The 19,165-nt window shown below is 67.4% G+C and carries 17 protein-coding genes; 12 read left to right on the top strand and 5 right to left on the bottom strand.

The genetic code is table 11. The features are described 5' to 3' along the window. Positions 1-114 precede the first annotated feature (114 nt). From XAN126_RS0122320 to XAN126_RS26615, 3 genes are all read left to right on the top strand, one after another. Positions 115-1,254: an ABC transporter substrate-binding protein gene (locus tag XAN126_RS0122320; RefSeq protein WP_155982376.1), complete on the top strand. Its 1,140-nt coding sequence runs from the start codon at positions 115-117 to the stop codon at positions 1,252-1,254. 204 nt (positions 1,255-1,458) lie between these two features. Then, a complete protein-coding gene (locus tag XAN126_RS0122315; RefSeq protein ID WP_029877598.1) occupies positions 1,459-2,781 on the top strand; it encodes an MFS transporter in 1,323 nt (440 codons plus the stop codon). Between the two features lie 254 nt (positions 2,782-3,035). Continuing rightward, positions 3,036-3,797: a substrate-binding domain-containing protein gene (locus XAN126_RS26615; RefSeq protein ID WP_245272319.1), complete on the top strand. Its 762-nt coding sequence runs from the start codon at positions 3,036-3,038 to the stop codon at positions 3,795-3,797. An 81-nt stretch (positions 3,798-3,878) separates the two neighbouring features. On the opposite strand, the gene XAN126_RS0122305 is transcribed toward XAN126_RS26615, so the two are convergent. The 3 genes from XAN126_RS0122305 to pcaC all read right to left on the bottom strand — a co-directional run bounded on the left by XAN126_RS0122305 (position 3,879) and on the right by pcaC (position 6,659). After that, complete coding sequence (locus XAN126_RS0122305; RefSeq protein ID WP_038226775.1) at positions 3,879-4,730, bottom strand: amidohydrolase family protein; 852 nt, start codon at positions 4,728-4,730, stop codon at positions 3,879-3,881. Between the two features lie 5 nt (positions 4,731-4,735). Then, positions 4,736-6,100, bottom strand: a complete 1,365-nt coding sequence (locus tag XAN126_RS0122300) for a TIGR00366 family protein (RefSeq protein WP_024280775.1) — start codon at positions 6,098-6,100, stop codon at positions 4,736-4,738. A gap of 151 nt (positions 6,101-6,251) precedes the next feature. Then, a complete protein-coding gene (pcaC, locus tag XAN126_RS0122295) occupies positions 6,252-6,659 on the bottom strand; it encodes a 4-carboxymuconolactone decarboxylase (RefSeq protein ID WP_024280774.1) in 408 nt (135 codons plus the stop codon). Positions 6,660-6,836: 177 nt separating this feature from the next. Here pcaC and pcaQ point away from each other — a divergent pair, with 177 nt between their 5' ends. After that, the gene (pcaQ, locus tag XAN126_RS0122290) at positions 6,837-7,751 is read left to right on the top strand and encodes a pca operon transcription factor PcaQ (RefSeq protein WP_024280773.1); all 915 of its coding nucleotides are present in this window, start codon (positions 6,837-6,839) and stop codon (positions 7,749-7,751) included. A gap of 15 nt (positions 7,752-7,766) precedes the next feature. On the opposite strand, the gene XAN126_RS0122285 is transcribed toward pcaQ, so the two are convergent. Continuing rightward, positions 7,767-8,684 (bottom strand): LysR family transcriptional regulator, encoded by a 918-nt coding sequence (locus tag XAN126_RS0122285; RefSeq protein WP_024280772.1) that lies wholly within the window; start codon positions 8,682-8,684, stop codon positions 7,767-7,769. A gap of 134 nt (positions 8,685-8,818) precedes the next feature. Between XAN126_RS0122285 and XAN126_RS0122280 the strand changes: the two genes are divergently transcribed. From XAN126_RS0122280 to XAN126_RS0122265, 4 genes are all read left to right on the top strand, one after another. Continuing rightward, the gene (locus XAN126_RS0122280) at positions 8,819-9,679 is read left to right on the top strand and encodes a CoA ester lyase (RefSeq protein ID WP_245272318.1); all 861 of its coding nucleotides are present in this window, start codon (positions 8,819-8,821) and stop codon (positions 9,677-9,679) included. 8 nt (positions 9,680-9,687) lie between these two features. Further along, positions 9,688-10,920, top strand: a complete 1,233-nt coding sequence (locus tag XAN126_RS0122275; RefSeq protein WP_024280770.1) for a CoA transferase — start codon at positions 9,688-9,690, stop codon at positions 10,918-10,920. A 137-nt stretch (positions 10,921-11,057) separates the two neighbouring features. Beyond that, the gene (locus tag XAN126_RS0122270; RefSeq protein WP_024280769.1) at positions 11,058-13,712 is read left to right on the top strand and encodes an ATP-binding protein; all 2,655 of its coding nucleotides are present in this window, start codon (positions 11,058-11,060) and stop codon (positions 13,710-13,712) included. Continuing rightward, a complete protein-coding gene (locus tag XAN126_RS0122265) occupies positions 13,702-14,865 on the top strand; it encodes a response regulator (RefSeq protein ID WP_024280768.1) in 1,164 nt (387 codons plus the stop codon). The genes XAN126_RS0122270 and XAN126_RS0122265 overlap by 11 nt, the downstream gene beginning before the upstream one ends. Before the next feature lie 9 nt (positions 14,866-14,874). On the opposite strand, the gene XAN126_RS0122260 is transcribed toward XAN126_RS0122265, so the two are convergent. Then, entirely contained in the window at positions 14,875-15,621 is a 747-nt protein-coding gene (locus XAN126_RS0122260) for a response regulator transcription factor (RefSeq protein ID WP_197024081.1), read from the bottom strand. Positions 15,622-15,864: 243 nt separating this feature from the next. On the opposite strand from XAN126_RS0122260, the gene fmdA reads away from it, so the two are divergent. From fmdA to XAN126_RS0122240, 4 genes are all read left to right on the top strand, one after another. After that, complete coding sequence (gene fmdA, locus XAN126_RS0122255; RefSeq protein WP_024280766.1) at positions 15,865-17,091, top strand: formamidase; 1,227 nt, start codon at positions 15,865-15,867, stop codon at positions 17,089-17,091. Positions 17,092-17,161: 70 nt separating this feature from the next. After that, on the top strand, positions 17,162-17,680 hold the full coding sequence (locus XAN126_RS0122250) for an AmiS/UreI family transporter (RefSeq protein WP_024280765.1): 519 nt from the start codon (positions 17,162-17,164) through the stop codon (positions 17,678-17,680). Positions 17,681-17,732: 52 nt separating this feature from the next. Beyond that, positions 17,733-18,035 carry an FmdB family zinc ribbon protein gene (locus tag XAN126_RS0122245; protein WP_024280764.1) on the top strand — a complete coding sequence of 101 codons (303 nt, stop codon included), beginning with the start codon at positions 17,733-17,735 and terminating at the stop codon, positions 18,033-18,035. Positions 18,036-18,153: 118 nt separating this feature from the next. After that, the gene (locus tag XAN126_RS0122240; RefSeq protein WP_245272317.1) at positions 18,154-19,149 is read left to right on the top strand and encodes a LacI family DNA-binding transcriptional regulator; all 996 of its coding nucleotides are present in this window, start codon (positions 18,154-18,156) and stop codon (positions 19,147-19,149) included. Positions 19,150-19,165: the final 16 nt, after the last annotated feature.

Raw genomic sequence — 19,165 nt, 5'->3', positions numbered from 1 at the left:
CGGAGCTGGAAGGATGCCCCATACGTGACCACACCCGTCGCATCGCATAATTTAGACCGGCTAACGGAAGCAAGTGCAAGAGACGGTGCGGACGTGCGTGCGGGAGGCGGGTGGATGGCCCCGACGGGCAGCGACTGGGGGCGGATCGCCGTGCCGTCCGCGGGGCGGCGCTTTCGGGCGGTTGCAGGGCGCATGAGCGGGATCGCCTTGGCTGTGGCGCTCGTCATCGCAGGGGCCCTCGCGGACGCGGGACGCCCGGCTGGAGCGCAGTCCCGCTCGGATGACATCTCGGTCGGTACCGGCGCCGCCGGTTCACTCACCGTCGTGTCTTCCATCGATCTCGTGGAGATGGGCGAACTGCTGGAGCACTGGCGGGCCCGCTATCCCGACATCAAGCTGACCTACCGGCACAAGAATTCGCTGTACGTCTATTCCGACGTGGCGGAGTGCAACGACACCCGCCCATGTCCCGATATCGCCTGGAGTTCCGCCATGGATCTCCAGATCAAGCTGGTGAACGACGGCTATGCCGCGCGCCACGAGTCCCCCGCCACGGCGATGCTGCCGCCCTGGGCGGTGTGGCGCAACGAGGCCTTCGGGGTCACGGCGGAACCCATCGTCCTCGTCAAGATGCGGGTGCCGCCGGAAGACGTGCCGCGCACCCATGCCGATTTCATCCGCCTCCTGCGCGAGAAGGGCGCAGCCTACCGGGGCAAGGTCGCGGCCTACGACCCGGAGCGCAGCGGGACCGGCTTTCTGTTCTGGAACAGCGATGTGCGCATCACCGCGGACACCTGGCAGCTGGTCCGGGCCATGGGGCAGACGGGACCGAAGCTCTATTTCTTCGCCCACACCATGCTCGACCGCGTGTCCGATGGCGACCAGCTGTTCGCCTACAACACCATCTCGTCCTATGCCCGGGCGCGGGCGCGGGAGGAGCCGGCCATCGGCGTCGTGGCTTTCGAGGACTATACGCTGGTGATGACGCGCATCGCCCTCATTCCCAAACAGGCGCCGCATCCCGAGCAGGCCCATCTTTTTCTGGATTTCCTCCTGTCCCGGGAAGGCCAGGAGGACCTCGCGCGCCGGGCCTTCGGTACCGTCCGGCTCGACATGCCGCCGCCGGCGGAAGCTGGAGCCGATCCCGCCAGGCTACGCCCGATCCATGTGGGCCCCGAGCTTCTGGCCTATCAGGACCAGTCCCGGCGCCGCATCTTCTTCCGCGCATGGCGGAAGGCGCTGGAAGGCGAATGATCGCCTGAGCGCATCAGACCAACGTCGCGGAAGACGTGACAGGTTCTTGACAGGTTCTCCCCCCTAGGCTCCCGCCGATGCCGTCATGCGATGAGCTGCGCCAGATTCCCGCCGAGGGACTGGCCGGCTGCAGACGGCCGGACGAAGCAACAAGAAGCAGCGCAGAGACGCCGCGAGCGGCTGTGCCGGCATGGGAGACAACGCATGGTCGGGCCTTCGGCAGCCGCCGTTCCATCCGCTGCGGGCACACAGGTGCCTGCCATCAAATCGAGAACCGCAGCCATCCTGCGCTCGACCAGCGGCAACTTCCTCGAGCAGTTCGATTTCTTCCTCTTCGGCTTCTACGCGACGTCCATTTCCAAGGCGTTCTTCCCCACCGGAAATGAAGTCACGGAACTGCTCCTCACCTTCACCACCTTCTGGCTCGGCGCCTTGATGCGGCCCGTCGGCGCCATCGTGCTCGGCTCCTATCTCGACCGCATCGGCCGCCGCAAGGGCCTGATCGTGACGCTGGGCATCATGGCCGCCGGCACCGTGCTGATCGCCGTGTGCCCGACCTATGCGCAGATCGGCATCGCCGCGCCGCTCATCGTGCTGTTCGGGCGCCTGTTGCAGGGCTTCTCGGCGGGCGTGGAGCTGGGCGGCGTCTCCATCTATCTGTTCGAGATCGCGACGCCCGGCAACAAGGGCTTCTACACCTCGTTCCAGTCCGCCAGCCAGCAGGTCGCCATCTTCTTCGCGGCGATCATCGGCTTCTCGCTGAGCCAGCTGATGCCGGCCGAGACCATCACCGCCTGGGGCTGGCGCATTCCCTTCTTCATCGGCTGCGCGATCATCCCCTTCATCTTCTTCATCCGCCGTACGCTGGAGGAAACCCCCGAGTTCCTCAAGCAGAAGAAGCACCCGACCCAGAGCGAGGTCTTCGCCGCGATGCTGGCGAACTGGCAGATCGTGGTGCTCGGCATGATGTTGACGGCTATGACCACGGTGACCTTCTATTTCATCACCGTCTACACGCCGACCTTCGGCAGGAACGTGCTGAAGCTGTCCATTACCGACAGTCTGCTGGTCACGCTGCTGGTGGCCACCACCAACTTCATCTGGCTGCCCATCGGCGGCGCCATCTCAGACCGCGTGGGGCGCCGTCCGGTGCTGCTGACCATCGCCATCCTGGCGCTGGCGACGGCCTATCCCGCCCTTGCGTGGCTGGTGGTGGAGCCGACCTTCAACAAGATGCTGATGGTGGAGCTGTGGTTCTCCATGTGCTTCGGCGTCTACAACGGCGCCATGGTGGCCGCCCTGTCGGAAGAAGTGCCGGCGCATGTGCGGACCACCTGTTTCTCGCTCGCCTTCGCTCTCGCCGCCGCCCTGTTCGGCACGTTCACGCCCCTGGTCTCCACCTGGCTGATCGACATGACGGGCAACCGCGCGGCCCCCGGCTTCTGGCTCATGGCGGCGGCCGCCTCGGGCCTCATCGCGACCATCCTCATCTATCGCGGTCGCAACGCCTCCCTCTCCCGAGGTTGAAGGCAAGGACGCGGCGCCCCCCGGGCGCCGCGTCCGCATATCGGGTGGCGGTCCCTGAATCCGCCGCACCTGCAAAATGATTGTTCGCTCCGTCGAGGAGCACTCGGGCTGCGCCTGACGCCAAAGGACGCGACCTAGGGCGACGCGATCCGGTGGGCGCGGCCGTCGCTCATGCGGCCGGCAGGACCGAAAAAATCAAGACATCGATCTCGGGAGGAAAGACAATGACGATCTCACGACGCTAGGTTTCCGCCTTGCTGATCGGCGCCGCTCTGGCGCTGCCGGCCTCGGCGCGCGCCGACGAGGTGCGCGTCATGATTTCGGGTGGCTTCTCGGCTGCCTACAAGCAGCTGGTGCCGCAGTTCGAAGGCGCGACCGGGCACAAGGTGTCGACCGCCTACGGGCCGTCCATGGGCAGCACGGAGAACGCCATTCCGGTGCGCCTCAACCGGGGTGAGCCGGTGGATGTGCTCATCATGGTGGGCGAGGCTCTCACCGGACTGACCGAGCAGGGGAAGGCGGACAAGGACTCGCGCGTCGATCTCGCCCGCTCGCCCATCGGCGTCGCCGTCCGCGCGGGCGCGCCGAAGCCCGATATCTCCACCGTGGATGCCCTGCGCACGGCGCTGCTCAACGCCAAGTCCGTCGCCTATTCGGACAGCGCGAGCGGCGTCTATGTGGAGAATGAGTTGTTCAAGCGCCTCGGCATCGAGGAGCAGATGAAGGGCACGGCGCGGATGATCCCGGCTGAGCCCGTGGCCGCGGTGGTGGCGCGCGGCGAAGCCGAGCTGGGCTTCCAGCAGATCAGCGAGCTTCTGCCCGTGGCGGGCGTGGACGTGGTCGGCCCCATTCCCGAGAGCGTGCAGAAGATCACGATCTTCTCCGCGGGAATGTCCTCGAAGGCCGGATCGCCCAAGGCCGGCGCGGAGCTCACCGCCTTCCTCGCCTCCCCGCAGGCCGCTCCCGTCATCAGCAAGACGGGCCTTGATCCCATCGCCCATCCGGCCGCGAAATAACGGCCCCCGCCGCAGGTTTCGCGGCGAAGGCGAGAGCCGGACGGGCGCCTCTGGCGTCCGTCCGGCCTGCACGCTCGGTCCCTACCGGAAGCCGTAAAGCTCTGCGGGGTTTTCGATCAGGATGAGGTCGCGCACGCGATCGCTGCCGGCCCAGACCGCAAGCAGATCGAAAAGCTCCGCGTCGTCCGGCTTGTGCGTCTCGGTGACATGAGGCCAGTCACTGCCCCACACGAGCCGCTCGGGCACCTGCGCCACATAGGCCCGGGCGATCCGGGTGGCATCGCCATAGGGCGGTCCCTGCCTAGTGTTGAGATAGGCGCCCGCGAGCTTCACCCACGCCTGCCCCTTGCGCACGAGGTCGACGATCACGGCAAACGCCGGGTGATCCGGGCCGCGGTCCGGCGGCAGCCGTCCCATATGGTCGAACACGATCGGGCAGGGCAGCCGGGCGAGCAGCGCCGCCGCCTCGACGATCTGATCTCCCGACAGGTGGAGTTGGACGTGCCAGCCGAGGTCAGCGATCCGCTTCGCCAACGGTTCGATCATGTCGATCGTGACGACCGCATCGGCGGGCTTCCAGAGGCTGAAGCGAAGCCCGCGAATGCCGCCGGCATCGAGCCGTTTCAGCTCGCTGTCGGTGACAGAGGGATGGAGCACGCCGATGCCACGGGCGTTGCCATCGAGGCGCCTGATGGCATCAAGCAGACAGGCATGGTCGATCCCGTGGGACTTCGCCTGTACGAAGATCGCCCGTGTGGTGCCGATCCGCCTTTGGAGCTGCTGATAGTCCTCGATCGCCATGCCAGCCGGCCCGCCGGCCACCTCGCCGGTCCCGGAGGGGGAAAAGCGGGGGGCGACGATATGGCAATGGGCATCGCAGGCGCCCGTCGGCGCGGCCGCGGACGGCCGCGCGGTTCCGGCGGAATGCGGCACGCCTGTCACGGGAGCAGCAGCAGCGCGGCACCGTAGATGATGCCCGCGAGGAAGAACGTCACCACCGTGAAGCCGAGCACCCGTTGAATGCCGATGCCGGCCATCGCCACGACGGGCAGGGCCCAGAACGGCTGCATCATGTTGGAGACCTGCTCGCCCATGGCGACAGACATGGTCACCGCCGGAATGGAGGCGTGAAGTTCAACCGCCGCCGGTATGGCGAAAGGTCCCTGCACGGCCCAGTGTCCGCCGCCGCTGGGGACGAGAAACGTGATGAACAGCGAGGCGATGTAGGTCCAGAACGGCAAGGTGTGGGCGGTCGACACCACGACGAAGAACTTCGAGATCATCGCGGCAAGCCCGGTGGCGTCGATCATGCCCATGATGCCGCCATAGATGGGATATTGCAGGATCATCGATCCGGTCTGCTTCGCCGCGTTCTTCATGGCGTCGGAATAAGCAACCGGGGTGCCATGAAGGGCGACACCCAGGATCAGGAAGATGAGGATGACGGTATTGACGTCGAACTTGACGCCCTTCGTGCTCCAGGACACGCCGAGATAGGCCACGCCGAGCAGAACCAGGAAAAGGCTCACCATCCGCGAGCGGTTGGCCTTGTCGGCGAAGGTGCCGGCCGATTTCGCCGAAGCGGGCGCTGCCTGTTCATCGGGCCCGGGAACGAACGCGACGATCTCATCCTCGCGGGGCTTGAGAAGAATGAAGGCGATAGGCACCAGGATGACCACCAGAACGGTCGGGACCAGATTGAAGGTCGTGAAGACGGTGTCACCGAACGGAAGCAACTTGCCCGTCAGCTTTTCGACGATATTCAGGGCGTTGCCATGCGTGGCCTGCGACAGGGCGATGGAGCTCGACGGGCCGCTGGCCCAGATGACCCATCCCGAATAGGCGGCCGCGACAAGCCATCCGAAATCGAGATGGATTCGCTTGGCAACCTCCCGCGCCAGGATCGCGCCGACGACCAGGCCAAATCCCCAGTTGAGCCAGGATGCCGCGGCCGCGACCAGGAATGTCAGGACGACGGCCTGATTGGGCGTGGAAACTGTCGCCACCAGCGTCTTGAGGCCGCGCTGGACGACGGGGGCGTGCGCGACGGCATGGCCCGTCACGAGGATCATGACCATCTGAAAGGCGAAGCCGACAATGCCGAAGACGCCCGTATACCAGGACGTCACCACCGTCACGAGGTCGCCTTTTGGGGCGAACAGCAGCGCCGCGCCCGCCACCGCGAACGTCAGGCCGATGGCGATGACGAAGGGATCGGGGAGGAGGCGCTCGAACAGATAGACTGATCCGGCCACAAAGCTTCGGCGAGGGCGCGGGGGAGCGGCGGCGTCTTGGGTGGTCATACGTTTCTTCCCTGTTTTCTCGAATTCTTGGAGGGCACACGCGCAGTCGGCGACGCCGCTGTCGAGCGGTTAGCGCCCCGTCACGGCCGACGCAGCGCGCGGGACTTCTCACCGGGCGGAGACATATCTCCCGCCTTCGAATCCGCCTGTCTCAGCCATGGTCTCCATGCGAGTTGGCTTCGGCGTAGACCCCCTTGGCGATCTTGTAGGCGCGGTTGGCTGCCGGCACGCCGGCATAGACCGCGACATGCATCAGGGCCTCGGACACATCTTCGGCGCTGGCCCCGGTATTGCGCGTCGCCCGGACGTGCATCTCCAGCTCCTCGTCGTGGCCGAGGGCAGCGAGCAGCGCGATGGTGATGATCGAGCGCTCGCGCCGGCTCAGGCCGGGACGCGACCACACGGACCCCCAGGCCCCTTCGGTGATGAAGGTCTGAAACGCCTCGTCCAGCGGGGTGGCGCGGGCCGTCGCCGCTTCCACATGGGCGTCCCCGAGCACCGCACGACGGGTCGCCATGCCTGTGGTCCAACGCTGCGATTGACCGGCGGGGGATGACATGGCGCCTCTTTGCGGGTGGGTGGGCGGAAACAGGGATGCGCCATGCCTCTGCATGGCTTCGGAGCGGCGTGCCGCAACGGTCGCTGCGGTACACCCTAGGTCACGCTCTCATGTGCATTTCGATATGGAAAATGATAGTTTCGTATCCTCTCATGCGTTTTTGATATGTAACGCGCCATGATCGACGGCCGAATCAAGCTCCGCCACATCTCCTGCTTCCTTGAGGTGGCGGCCCGCGCCGGCTTCGGGCGTGCGGCCGAGGCGCTGAACCTCACGCAGCCGGCCGTCTCACGGGCGATCGCGGAGCTCGAGGAGATCCTCGGCGCGGCGCTGTTTGATCGCGGCCGCAGCGGGGCCTCGCTCACGGCCGAGGGCCGCGCCTTCCGGATCCACGCTGGCGCGGCCTTCGCGGAGCTCAATCGCGGCATCGACACCCTGCGCCATCCCCAGTCCGGCATGGTGGCCACCCTGAGCGTCGGCGCCCTGCCCACGGTGGCGGCGCGCATCATGCCCCGCGCGGTGCAGCGGGCGAGGGCGGCGGGCCTTGCCGGCGCCATCGCCATCGAGGCCGGCCCCAACGGATGGCTGCTGGAGGAACTCAAGCAGGGGCGGCTGGACCTGGTGGTCGGCCGCCTTGCCGGCCGGGCGGTGATGATGGGGCTGGCGTTCGAGCACCTCTATTCGGAACCCATCGTGTTCGTCGCCCGGCCGCACCACCCGGCGCAGACCGGCCATCCGGTGGCGCTTGCCGAGATCATCCGCCATCCCCTCATCCTGCCGGGGACGGGCTCCATCATCCGCCCGGAGATTGATCGCCTGTTTCTGCTGGAAGGCATCAGGACCCCGGCCGAACGGATCGAGACCACCGACCCGAGCTTTTCACGCGCCCACGTTCTGGCCAGCGATGCGGTCTGGGTCATCTCCCAGGGCGTGGTGGCGAGTGATCTGGAAGACGGCACCCTCGTGCGCCTGCCTCTGTCCACCTCCATTTCCGGCGGTCCGGTCGGCCTCACGACCCGGGCCGGGCATGGACCCACGCCGGAGGTGGAGCTGTTCTTCAATGCCGTGCGGGAGGTCGCCCGGGCGCTGTGACGCGGCGATGGGCCGCTATGCGCGTCCTGCCGGCGTCTTTGTGCGGGCGTGAGAGAGTTCGTTCCTGATGACGGCGTAGAGCGCGCTGGCGGCAGGGGAAAGCGTCTCGTTCTTCCGTTTCACCAGGGCGATCAGACGGAACACGACCGGCTCGACCAGCGGCACCTCCACGAGGCCGGCCGCCAGCGTCTTGGTCATGGCGGCCGGAAGGATCGCCGCGCCTACATTCTCCCGGGCAAGCGCGATGGCGCTGGGCGTGCTCTCGACCACGAACCGGCCACGGGTGTTCAGACCGGCCTTGGCCAACTGGGCTTCGACGCTGCGGCGATTGCCGCTCGCGCCGCCGAGCGTGATGAGGTCGATGCCCTTCAGATCCGACCAGGCCACTCCCTTTGCCTTGGCCACGGGATGTGACCGGCTGCACACGAGCACGAACGGGTCGCGCATCAGCATGTCTTCGGTCAGGTCCGGGTGGGGATCCTGCTGAATGTGAATGCCGAAGTCCGCATGCCCCTGCAGCACCGCCTCGGTGACGAGCGCCCCGGAACGCTCCAGCACCTGGACACGATTGTCCGGGTGCGCGCGGGCATAGGTGCGCAGCGCCGACGGCAGGTGTCGAAAGGCGACGGACTGCAGGGTCGCCACGGTGACATCCCCCACTCCGAGCCGAGACGAGGTGCGCAGCCGGTCAAGACCATCGACGAGATCATCGATGATGCGGCGCGCCATGGGCAGGAACTCCTTGCCCATGGGACTCAAGGTGGTCGAGCGCGTCGTCCGGTCCAGCAGCCGCAATCCGACAAAGGCCTCGAGGCGTTGGATCCGGCGGGTGAGCGCGGTCTGGGTGATGAAGAGATGCTCTGCGGCCCGATGGAAGCTCCCGAGCTCGGCGACATGCACGAAGGCCTGAACGCCGTCGATGGGGATTTTCATGCAGAAAACTCATGAAAAATTGCGATTAATGCATTTTACGCGACATCGACCGACCCGCAAGATCGGCCGCATCCGGAACGCCCAGCGCATCGGCAGAACCACACCCTTTGACTTGGCACAGGGAGGACGAGGCCATGTTGATGCGAAGCAAGCTGTTCGTCCCCGCCTCCCGCCCTGAATTGTTCGAGAAGGCAATCGCGTCAAAGGCCGACGCCGTGGCGTTCGATCTCGAGGATGCGGTGGCCCAGGACCAGAAATCGCAGGCCCGCGCCAATCTCGCCGCGTTCCTTCAATGCCGACCGGCCACGGCCAAGACCATCGTGGTGCGGGTCAATGCCTTTGGCACCGAGGCGTTCGACGCGGATATGGCGGTTCTGGGCAGTCTCCACGTCGACGTGGTCAACCTGCCCATGGCGGAGGACGCGGGCGCCGTTGGTGAGGCCATCGCCCGGATCGCAGGTTCCCGGTCACGCGTCGCGCCGGACCGCAGCCCGAAGATCCTGCTCAACATCGAGACGCCCAGGGGGCTGCGCAAGGCGGCCGAACTCGCCGCGGCGCATCCGTGGGTGATGGGCTTGCAGGTCGGCTACGGGGACTTGCTGGAACCCTGCGGCATCGCACGCCGTGATGGGGCAGCGCTCGCGCATGTCCGGCTCGCGGTCCGGCTCGCCGCGGCGGAAGCCGGGATCGCCGCCTATGATGGCGCCTTCGCCGCCGTCAGCGATCGCGACGGCTACCGTACCGAATGCATCGCCGCCAGGCATCACGGCTTTTCCGGCAAGAGCTGTATCCATCCCAGCCAGATCGCCACCGCCAACGAAATCTTCACGCCGGACGCCGACGAGATCGCTTGGGCGCGAAAGGTGGTTGCGGCCGCCTCCGATGCCGAGGCGCGCGGCATCGGCGCCTATCTGGTCGACGGTCACATGATCGACAAGCCCTTCGTCGAGCGCGCCCGCGCGGTCGTGCGTCTGGCAGACCATGATCCGGTCTAAAGGACCCTATGAGCAAGCTTCGTACCCTCGACTATCAGCCTAAGGCGCGTGGAACGCTGGACGGCATTCGTGTCCTCGACCTGTCGCGCCTGTTTGCGGGAAACGTGCTGACGCAGATTCTCGGCGACTTCGGCGCCGAGGTCATCAAGATCGAACCGCCGGAAGGCGACACGTTGCGCGCCTGGAAGGCGCAGGGGATCGAGACGCACTGGAAGATCTACGGGCGCAACAAGAAGAGCCTGGCCCTTTCCCTGCGTGACCCGCGGGCCATCGAGATCATCCGCAGGCTGGTGCCGTCGGCGCAGATCTTCATCGAGAGCTTTCGCCCCGGCGTGCTGGAGCAGATGGGGCTGTCGCCCCGGGAATTGCACGCGATCAATCCCGCGCTGGTCATCATCCGCATCTCCGGATGGGGACAGGACGGGCCCTATGCGCAGCGGCCGGGCTTCGGCACCGTTATCGAAGGCCTGTCCGGCTTTGCCGCCATCAACGGCTTCGCCGATCGCGAGCCGGTCCTGCCGCCCATGTATCTCGCCGACGGCGTTGCAGGGATCTATGGCGCCTCCGCCGCGATGATCGCCCTGCGTGAGGTGGAGGTGAAGGGCGGCCGCGGCCAGGTGATCGACCTGCCCCTGTTGGACCCTTTGTTCGCCATCCTCGGCCCGCAGGCGGCAAACTACCGCCTGACCGGCAAGGTGAAGCCGCGCACCGGCAGCCGATCGACCAATTCCGCGCCCCGCAACGCCTATCGGTGCAGCGACGGATCCTATGTCAGCCTGTCCGGCTCCACCCAGAAGATGACCGAGCGGCTGTTCCGGGCCATCGGGCGTCCTGAACTGGTCGGTGATCCCCGCTTTCGCACCAATGCGGACAGGTTGCAGCATGCCGATGAGCTGGATCGCATCATCGGGGCCTTCATCGGTGCCCGCACGCAAGCGGAAAACGTCGCCTTCTTCGAGAAGGCCGAGGTCACCATCGGGCCGATCTACGACACGCCGCAGATCATGGCCGATCCCCATGTCGCCGAACGCGAACTGCTCACCGACTATCCCGACGCCGAGATGGGTCTCCTGCCAATGCACCATGTGGTGCCACGGCTGGACCAAACGCCCGGATCGATCCGGCTGGCGGCGCCCCGGCTGGGACAGCACAACCGCGAATTGCTTGATGAGATCGGGATGAGCCCCGGGGACTATCAGGACCTGCAAAAAGCAGGTGTCATATGCGGCGCGGAGGCGTGACCGCCGTCCGCGCCGAGGCCGTCTGGACCGCCGTCGCCGTCGGTGGCTGAGGGCACCGGCGCGACACGCGGACGGCGGGGCTGGCCTCTCCGCGCGCGAACCTCTAGCCTTGGAGGCAATAACAAGGTGAAAACGCGTTGGAAACGCCCGAACTGCCCGCTCTGCGGTCCTATCATTCCTGGATCGCCAACGAGACGCTGGAGGACTATTCGCTGCGCTACACGGCGCGGTCCTTCCGTCGCTGGTCGCCCTTCGTCATCGCCAACACCGCGCTCGGCGGCATCTCCTTCCTGGCGCTGGAGACCATCGGCGGTTCGATCACGCTGAGCTACGGCTTCACGAACGCGAGCCTCGCCATCCTCGTGGTGTCGGTGTTCATCTTCGTCACCAGCCTGCCCATCGCCTATTACTCCAGCAAATACGGAATCGACCTCGATCTGCTCACACGGGGGGCGGGGTTCGGCTATATCGGTTCGACCATCACCTCGCTGATCTATGCGAGCTTCACCTTCATCTTCTTCGCCCTGGAAGGCGCCATCATGGCGCAGGCGCTGAAGCTCTATTTCGATCTGCCGCTCGTGCTCGGCTACATCCTGTCGTCTCTCGTCATCATCCCTGTCACGCTCATGGGCATCACCATGATCTCGCGGCTGCAGATGGTGACGCAGCCGCTCTGGCTCGCGATGATGGTGCTGCCCTTCGTGATGATCTGGCTGAAGGCGCCGGACGAGGTCGCGGCGTGGACCCGCTTCGTCGGCCGCGACACCGGATCGTCCGGGTTCGATGCGCTCGCCTTCGGCGCGGCGGTGAGCGTCATGTGCTCGCTGGTGGTGCAGATCGGCGAGCAGGCGGACTATCTGCGCTTCCTGCCCGAGAAGAAGGCCTCGAACCGGCTCGCCTGGTGGGGAGCGGTGGTGATGGCGGGGCCGGGCTGGATCGTCATCGGCGGGTTGAAGATCCTCGCCGGCGGCCTGCTCGCGGTGCTCGTCCTCGGCGCCGGCCTGCCGCACCAGACGGCGCTCGAGCCCATCTACATGTACCTCGTCGCCTACCAGCACGTCTTCGACAACTCGGCACTGGCCCTGTTCTGCGCCACGCTGTTCGTGCTGGTGTCGCAGGTGAAGATCAACGTGACCAACGCCTATGCCGGCTCGCTGGCGTGGTCGAACTTCTTCTCCCGCGTCACCCACTACCATCCCGGGCGGGTGGTGTGGCTGGTGTTCAACATCCTGATCTCGCTGCTGCTGATGCTGCTCGGCATCTTCGATACGCTGGATGTGGTGCTGGCGGTCTATTCCAACATCGCCATGGCGTGGGTCGGCGCCATCATCGCCGATCTGCTGGTGCTGAAGCCGGTGAAGGTCAGCCCCGGTTTCATCGAGTTCAAGCGCGCCCACCTGCACGATTTCAATCCGGTGGGCTGTGGCGGCATGGCGGCGGGCTCTCTCGTCTCCCTCCTCGCCTTCACCGGGGTCTTTGGTTCGGCCGTCGAAGCCTATGCGGCGCCGCTCTCCTTCCTCGTCGCCTTCCTCACCGCCATCGCGATAGGCTTCGCCACGCGCGGGCGCTACTACCTCGCCCGCCCGCCGGTCGATGCCTCGCTGGCGCAGGGCACCGGACCCGTCCTGCGCTGCGAGATTTGCGATCACGGCTACGAGCGGGACGACATGGCCTATTGCAGCTTCTACGAGCGCCCCATCTGCTCGCTCTGCTGCAGCCTCGATGCGCACTGCCACGACGCCTGCAAGAAGTCCCACCAGGACCTCGAAAGCTCGCGCTCGCGCTATTTCGGCGAGGGGTTCCGGCGGCGCATCGCGCCGCACATGCCGCAGCGCCTTCTCAAGGTCGGCGGCGTGCTCGTCGCCCTCACGGTGGTCACCGCGGCGCTGTTCCTGCTCACCTACCGGCTGATCGATCCGGGGGCGGAGACGCCCCATCTGGACAATGGCGGGCTGCTGCTGCGCGTGTTCCTCGCCATGCTGCCGCTGCTCGCCATCAGCGCATGGTGGATCGTGCTCGCCAACGAGAGCCGGGAACTTGCCGAGCGCAACCTCGTCGGCTCGCTGGAGAAGCTGAACGAGACGCGGGAGGAGCTGACACGCAGCGAGCGCCTTGCCGCCATCGGCCAGTTGACCGCGACGGTGAGCCACGAGCTGCGTAACCCACTGGGAACGCTCACGACCTCGGTGGCGGTGCTGCAGCGGGCGGGCACCCTCGCCGGCGAGCGCGAACGGGGGGAACTGGACCGCATCCAGCGCAACGTGCGGCGCTGCGTGCGCATCATCGAGGATCTGCTGGAATTCTCCCGCCGGCCAGACGTCAGCATGGTGCCGCTGGCGCTTGATGCCTGGATCACCGAGCAGGCGTCGGACCTGCGGGCCCTGTCCGGCGTCGAGCTGGCGCTGGACCTCGACTGCGACCGCATCATCGAGGCGGACGGCGAGCGGCTGCGGCAGGTGCTCGTCAATCTGGTGCAGAACGCCATGCAGGCCGTGCTGGAACGCCCCGCCGGGGCGCCGCCGGGACGCGTCGCCATCGCGACGGCCGCGGAGGGCGAGCGGGTGCGCATCACCGTCACCGACAATGGCGTGGGCATGGATGATGAGGTGCGCCGGCGCCTGTTCGAGCCGCTGTTCAGCACCAAGCCGTTCGGCCTCGGCCTCGGCCTCGCGCTGGTCAAGCGCATCACCGAGCGCCACGGCGGCAGCGTCTCCATCAGCTCCGAGCCGGGCAGGGGCACGCGCGTCGACATCACGCTGCCGGCTGCCGGGGAGCATGCCGATGCCGCGTAGGGCGGAACGACGCGTCCTGATCGTGGACGACGACCAGGACTTCGCCGGCAGCCTCGCCGCGCTGCTGGAGATGGAAGGTTATGTGATCGCCGTCGCCCATGACGGCGCCGGTGCCAGAGCGCGGGTGGAAGCCATGGCGCCTGAGGCGCCGGGCGTCGCGCTGGTGGACATCCGCCTCGGACGGGAGGACGGCGTGGCCCTCGCCACCGAATTCGGTCGCATCCGGCCGGACCTGCTGGTGGTGATGGTGACGGCCTATGCCTCCGTACCCACCGCGATCCGGGCGCTGCAGGCCGGCGCCTATGACTATGTCTGCAAGCCGTTTGATCCCGACGATCTTCTCGCGACCCTCGGCCGCTGCTTCGATCGCCACGCGCTGGCCCACGAGCGGGCGCAGGCGGAGGAACTGCTGCGCCGCAGCCGGCGGCTGGAGGCCATCGGGCGGCTCTCGGCGGGCATCGCCCACGACTTCAACAATCTCCTCGCGGTGGTCGGCGGCAATCTCAAGCTGTTGCAGGAGGAGGTGCTGCGCGATCCGCCTGGCGATCGCGCGGTGATGCGCGAACTGGTGGCGGATGCGCTCGGCGCGGTGGAGGAAGGCATCGCCGCCAGCCGCCAGTTGCTCGCCGTCGGCCGGGCGCAGCCGCTGCTGCCCCGCCTTGTGGATCTCGATCATGTGCTCGACCAGGTGATCCACCAGGCGAATGCCGCGTTGGGCGCCGGCATCACGCTGGATCGGCAGGTCGCGCGTGAGCCGTGCCACGCCATCGTCGACGCGCGCCAGCTGGAAGCGAGCCTGCTCAATCTCATGCTCAACGCCCGCGATGCGCTCGACGGGCAGGGCGCCATCCGCCTCGGCGCCGAGCCGCGCGAAATCTCCCCCGGTGCGGCCGTGCTTCTGGATGACATGCCGCCCGGCGCCTACGTGGCGCTGGTGGTGGAGGATGCCGGCTGCGGCATGGCGCCGGACGTGGTGGAGCGGGCATTCCATCCCTTCTTCTCCACCAAGCCGGCGGAGAGCGGCAGCGGCCTTGGCCTCGCGACGGTCTACGGCTTCGCGCGGCAGTCCGGCGGCAACCTGATCATCGAGAGCGAGCCGGGCGCCGGCTCCCGCGTCACGCTGCTGCTGCCGGCAGCCACGCGCGACGCTTGAGACGACGCATCAGTGGGGCGCGGGCGGGGTGAAGACATAGCCTTCCCCGCGCACGGTCTTGATGATCTCGGCGCCGCCGCCATCCTCCAGCTTGCGCCGGAGCTTGCCGACCAGCACGTCGATGCTGCGGTCGAATGGCGCCCACTGCCGGTTGGCGACGAGATCCAGCATTTGGTCACGGGTGAGCACCCGGCCGGGCCGCTCGGCGAGGGCGGCGAGGAGGCGGAATTCGTGGCTGGTCAGCGCCACGCGGGTGCCATCCTGTCGGGTCAGCTCGCGGCGGTCGAGGTCGAGCCGAAAGACGCCGAACGCCAGATGATGGCCGGACGACCCGGCGGGGGCAGGGGAGGGGGGAGCGGTGCGGATGGCGCCATTGGCGCGCCGCAGCAGCGCCCGCACCCGTGCGAGCAGCTCGCGCGGCTCGAACGGCTTGGTCACGTAGTCGTCCGCCCCAAGTTCCAGGCAGACGATCTTGTCCACCGTCTCGCACTTGGCCGATAGCACGAGCAGCGGCATGTCCCAGCCGGCGCGCACCGCGCGGGCGAGGGAGAGTCCGTCTTCGCCGCGGGGAAAGGTGAGGTCGAGAATGATGAGGTCGAAGCGCGTCGCCGCCAGCGCATCGCGCATGGCGCTGCCGTCCAGCGCGAAATCGGCGCAGAAGCCTTCCCGCGCCAGAAATTTGGTGACGAAGCCGCACATCCGGCGGTCGTCGTCCACCATCAGGATTTTCGGATTGCGCGCAGCCTCGTTCATCATCCCGCCGTGCACCCTCGCGCTGAGCTTCTGCTTCGTTGCTTCGCCTCAGGATCATAGCGCGACCGGCGGGCGATGCGCGCCCGAGCCACGGCCGCTTACAAAATTTTACATGCGCGGCCCACGAAGCGCCTAAGCCGCTTACACAGGCTTCCTAGCTTTCCTGGGCAGGGTGCGGGCGTGGCGGCTTCAAGGCTGCCCGTAGAGCGGCGCGAAAGCCGCGGCACCCTCCAAGGAGGAAGCCCCATGGCAAAGACCGTCTTCAAGATCGACCTCAACAAGAAGCCCGAGCAGCAGACCATCAAGACGCACAATCGCTGGCATCCGGACCTGCCCATGGTCGAGATGTTCAAGCCGGGCGACGAGTTCCGGGTCGAATGCTACGACTGGACCGGCGGGCAGATCGGCAACAACGACAGCGCCAACGACGTGCGCGACGTGGACCTCACCAAGGTGCACTATCTGAGCGGTCCGTTCGGCGTGGAGGGCGCCGAGCCGGGCGACCTGATGGTGGTGGACATCCTCGACATCGGCCCCATCGAAGGTTCCGAATGGGGCTTCAACGGCCTGTTCGACAAGCAGAACGGCGGCGGCTTCCTCACCGAGCACTATCCCGAGGCGGTGAAGTCCTGCTGGGATTTCCACGGCATCTACACCACTTCCCGCCACGTGCCCCGGGTGCGCTATCCCGGCCTCATCCATCCCGGCCTGATCGGCTGCCTGCCCGACCACAAGCTGATGGCCGAGGCGAACCGCCGCGAGGCCGCCCTCGTCGCCACCGATCCGCAGCGCGTGCCGCCGCTCGCGGCGCTGCCCTATGCCGACACCGCCCTGATGGGCCAGATGACCGGCGCGATGCGCGACAAGGCGGCGGCGGAAGGCTGGCGCACCGTGCCGCCCCGCGAGCACGGCGGCAATTGCGACATCAAGAACCTGTCGCGCGGCTCACGCTGCTACTTCCCGGTCTATGTGAAGGGCGGCGGCCTCTCCATGGGCGACATCCACTTCTCGCAGGGCGACGGCGAGATCACCTTCTGCGGCGCCATTGAGATGGCCGGCTGGATCGACATCGGCGTCGGCCTCATCAAGGGTGGCATGGCGAAATACGGGGTCATCAACCCCATCTTCAAGCCGAGCCCCATCGACCCGCACTTCGACGACTATCTCATCTTCGAGGGCATCTCGGTGGATGAGCACACCGGCGAGCAATATTATCTCGACGCCCACGTTGCCTATCGCCGCGCCTGCCTGAACGCCATCGAATACCTGAAGAAATTCGGCTATTCCGGCGAGCAGGCCTACACCATCCTCGGCACCGCGCCCGTGGAGGGGCGCATCGCCGGCATCGTGGACATCCCGAACGTGTGCGCCACGGTGGCGATCCCCACCAAGATCTTCGACTTCGACATCAACCCGAACTCCACCGGGCCCACCCGGCAGGTCTCGGGCGTCGACGTCGCCCGCGCGAGCTGAAGTCCAGGCACCTTCGGAACAACCCCTGGCGCCCCGGCCGAGCCATCGGCCGGGGCTGAGGAGATCCATCATGCTGCTTGGACTTGGCCTGCTCTATGTGGGCGCCGTGCTCGTGCTCAACGGCCTCTGGTTGCTGGGCAAGATCGAGGACCGCGAGATCATCGTCGTGAACGTGGTGTCGGGCGTGGTGACGCTCGCCATCTCGCTGTTCTGGGCCTTCAACCCGGCGGCGGATGCGGCCTCCATCAAGGGCGCCGCGCTGACGCTCTTGTTCACCGCCACCTATTTCTGGGTGGCCTACAACCGCGTGACCAAGGTGGACGGGCGGGGGCTCGGCTGGTTCAGCCTGTTCGTGGCCATCACCGTGGCGCCGGTGGCGATCCAGTCGCTGCGCGGGGCGGACAGCCCCATCGGGGTCTGGATGGGGTGGAACTGGGTGGGCTGGGGCCTGCTCTGGTTCTGCTACTTCCTGCTGCTGACGATGAAGCAGCCGATCCTGAAGTTCACCGGCGCCTTCACCGTGCTCATCGGCATTCTCACCGGCTGGGTGCCCGGCCTCTCGCTGCTGCAGGGCTGGCTCAACCCCTGACACTCCATCCGGGCGGCCCGTGGGCCGCCCGTTTCCCCCTGGGAGACAGACGATGCCCCTCTATACCTACTCCTGCGAGGCCTGCGGCCCCTTCGACGACTGGGGCTCCATGAGCGCGGCCGAACAGCCCGCCTGCTGCCCCAATTGCAGCGGCGAGGCGCCGCGCGAGATGGCGATGCCCCGCCTCAGCACCATGAACGGCAAGCTGCGCCGGGCGATCGATCGCTCGGAGAAGACCTCCGCCGAGCCCAAGGTGGTCAAGCGCGAGCATCTGGCCGGCTGTGGCTGCTCGCTCTGCGCCACCCGCAAGAAGCAGCCCGCCCCCATCGAGCGGCGCTGGTCTCTCGGCCACTGAGCCGCTCCGCCCCGCCGGCCCGGTCGGCGGGGCATTTCGCCCGCCTTGCAAAGACGCCCGTGCCTGGAGGATGGTGGGCGCGGGAGAGCTGGCAGGGGGCTCCGGCGGAATGGCGCGGGTGACATTGGCGGATGTGGCGCGGGCGGCGGGCGTCGACATGTCGACGGCCTCGCGCGTGCTCAGGGGCGAGGCCAGCCAGCGGGTGCGCGAGGAGACGCGCGTCCGCATCCTGAAGATCGCCGAGGAGATGCAGTACCTCGCCAATCCGCTGGCGCGCGGTCTTCGGACCCAGCGCACGGACACGCTCGGCATCGTGGTGCCCCAGCTCGACAACCCGGTGTTCGCCTCAGCCATCCGCGGGGCGGAGCTGGAGGCGGCCGAGCGCGGCTATTCGCTGCTCATCTCCCATCGCGAGCCGGGGGAGACGGCCACCACCATCGCCAAGATTTCCCGCACCAACCGGGTGGACGGCCTTCTGGTCGCGAGCCTCGACGATGACGAGGTGCTGCGCACGGATCTGGCCGCCGCGCGGGTGCCTTTCGTGCTCATGAACCGCATCCTGCCGGGTGCGCCGCTCTCCGTGGTGCTGGACAGCCGCGCTGCCGCGCGCAAGGGCGTGGAGCATCTCACCGCGCTGGGCCACCGCCGCATCGCCCACCTCGCCGGCCGCGAGGGCGGCTTCAATGCCCGCGAGCGCCTGCAGGGCTATCGCGACGGGCTGGAGGCGGCCGGCATCGCCTTCGATGAAGCGCTGGTGGGCGTGGCGGGCTACACCGCCGAAGGCGGCACGCAGGCCATGCGGGCGCTGCTGCCGCAACATCCCACCGCGGTGTTGGCCGCCACCCTCGTCTCGGCCGCCGGCGCCATGGCGACGTTGCACGAGGCGGGCCTGCGCATTCCTGAGGACATTTCCGTCATCGGCCTGCACGACGCGCCGGTCGCCGGCATGCTCTATCCTGCCCTCACCAGCGTCGCGATGCCCACCGAGGAGATGGGCCGCGTCGCCGCCGGCCTCCTCATCCGCGCCCTCGGCGGGGAAGACCCGGCCCCGGTCGCGCCGCTGCCGCCCGGCGCCCTCGTGGTGCGCGGCTCCACCGGCCCCGCACCCCTCTGAACATCCCCGCTTGACG

Origin of the sequence: Xanthobacter sp. 126 (assembly GCF_000526175.1) — a bacterium.
In the GTDB taxonomy this organism is placed as follows: Bacteria; Pseudomonadota; Alphaproteobacteria; order Rhizobiales; family Xanthobacteraceae; genus Xanthobacter; species Xanthobacter aminoxidans.
Note: the sequence above shows the minus strand (reverse complement) of the source record. Positions and strands in the feature narration are given on the sequence as shown.

Bases quoted from the DNA above. Each gene is read 5' to 3' on its own strand.
- XAN126_RS0122260 (WP_197024081.1), bottom strand. From the start codon at position 15,621: ATGATGAACGAGGCTGCGCGCAATCCGAAAATCCTGATGGTGGACGAC.
- pcaQ (WP_024280773.1), top strand. From the start codon at position 6,837: ATGATCGACGGCCGAATCAAGCTCCGCCACATCTCCTGCTTCCTTGAG.
- XAN126_RS0122250 (WP_024280765.1), top strand. From the start codon at position 17,162: ATGCTGCTTGGACTTGGCCTGCTCTATGTGGGCGCCGTGCTCGTGCTC.
- pcaC (WP_024280774.1), bottom strand. From the start codon at position 6,659: ATGTCATCCCCCGCCGGTCAATCGCAGCGTTGGACCACAGGCATGGCG.
- XAN126_RS0122280 (WP_245272318.1), top strand. From the start codon at position 8,819: ATGTTGATGCGAAGCAAGCTGTTCGTCCCCGCCTCCCGCCCTGAATTG.
- XAN126_RS0122285 (WP_024280772.1), bottom strand. From the start codon at position 8,684: ATGAAAATCCCCATCGACGGCGTTCAGGCCTTCGTGCATGTCGCCGAG.
- XAN126_RS0122275 (WP_024280770.1), top strand. From the start codon at position 9,688: ATGAGCAAGCTTCGTACCCTCGACTATCAGCCTAAGGCGCGTGGAACG.
- XAN126_RS0122245 (WP_024280764.1), top strand. From the start codon at position 17,733: ATGCCCCTCTATACCTACTCCTGCGAGGCCTGCGGCCCCTTCGACGAC.
- XAN126_RS0122300 (WP_024280775.1), bottom strand. From the start codon at position 6,100: ATGACCACCCAAGACGCCGCCGCTCCCCCGCGCCCTCGCCGAAGCTTT.
- XAN126_RS0122265 (WP_024280768.1), top strand. From the start codon at position 13,702: ATGCCGCGTAGGGCGGAACGACGCGTCCTGATCGTGGACGACGACCAG.
- XAN126_RS0122320 (WP_155982376.1), top strand. From the start codon at position 115: ATGGCCCCGACGGGCAGCGACTGGGGGCGGATCGCCGTGCCGTCCGCG.
- XAN126_RS0122315 (WP_029877598.1), top strand. From the start codon at position 1,459: ATGGTCGGGCCTTCGGCAGCCGCCGTTCCATCCGCTGCGGGCACACAG.
- fmdA (WP_024280766.1), top strand. From the start codon at position 15,865: ATGGCAAAGACCGTCTTCAAGATCGACCTCAACAAGAAGCCCGAGCAG.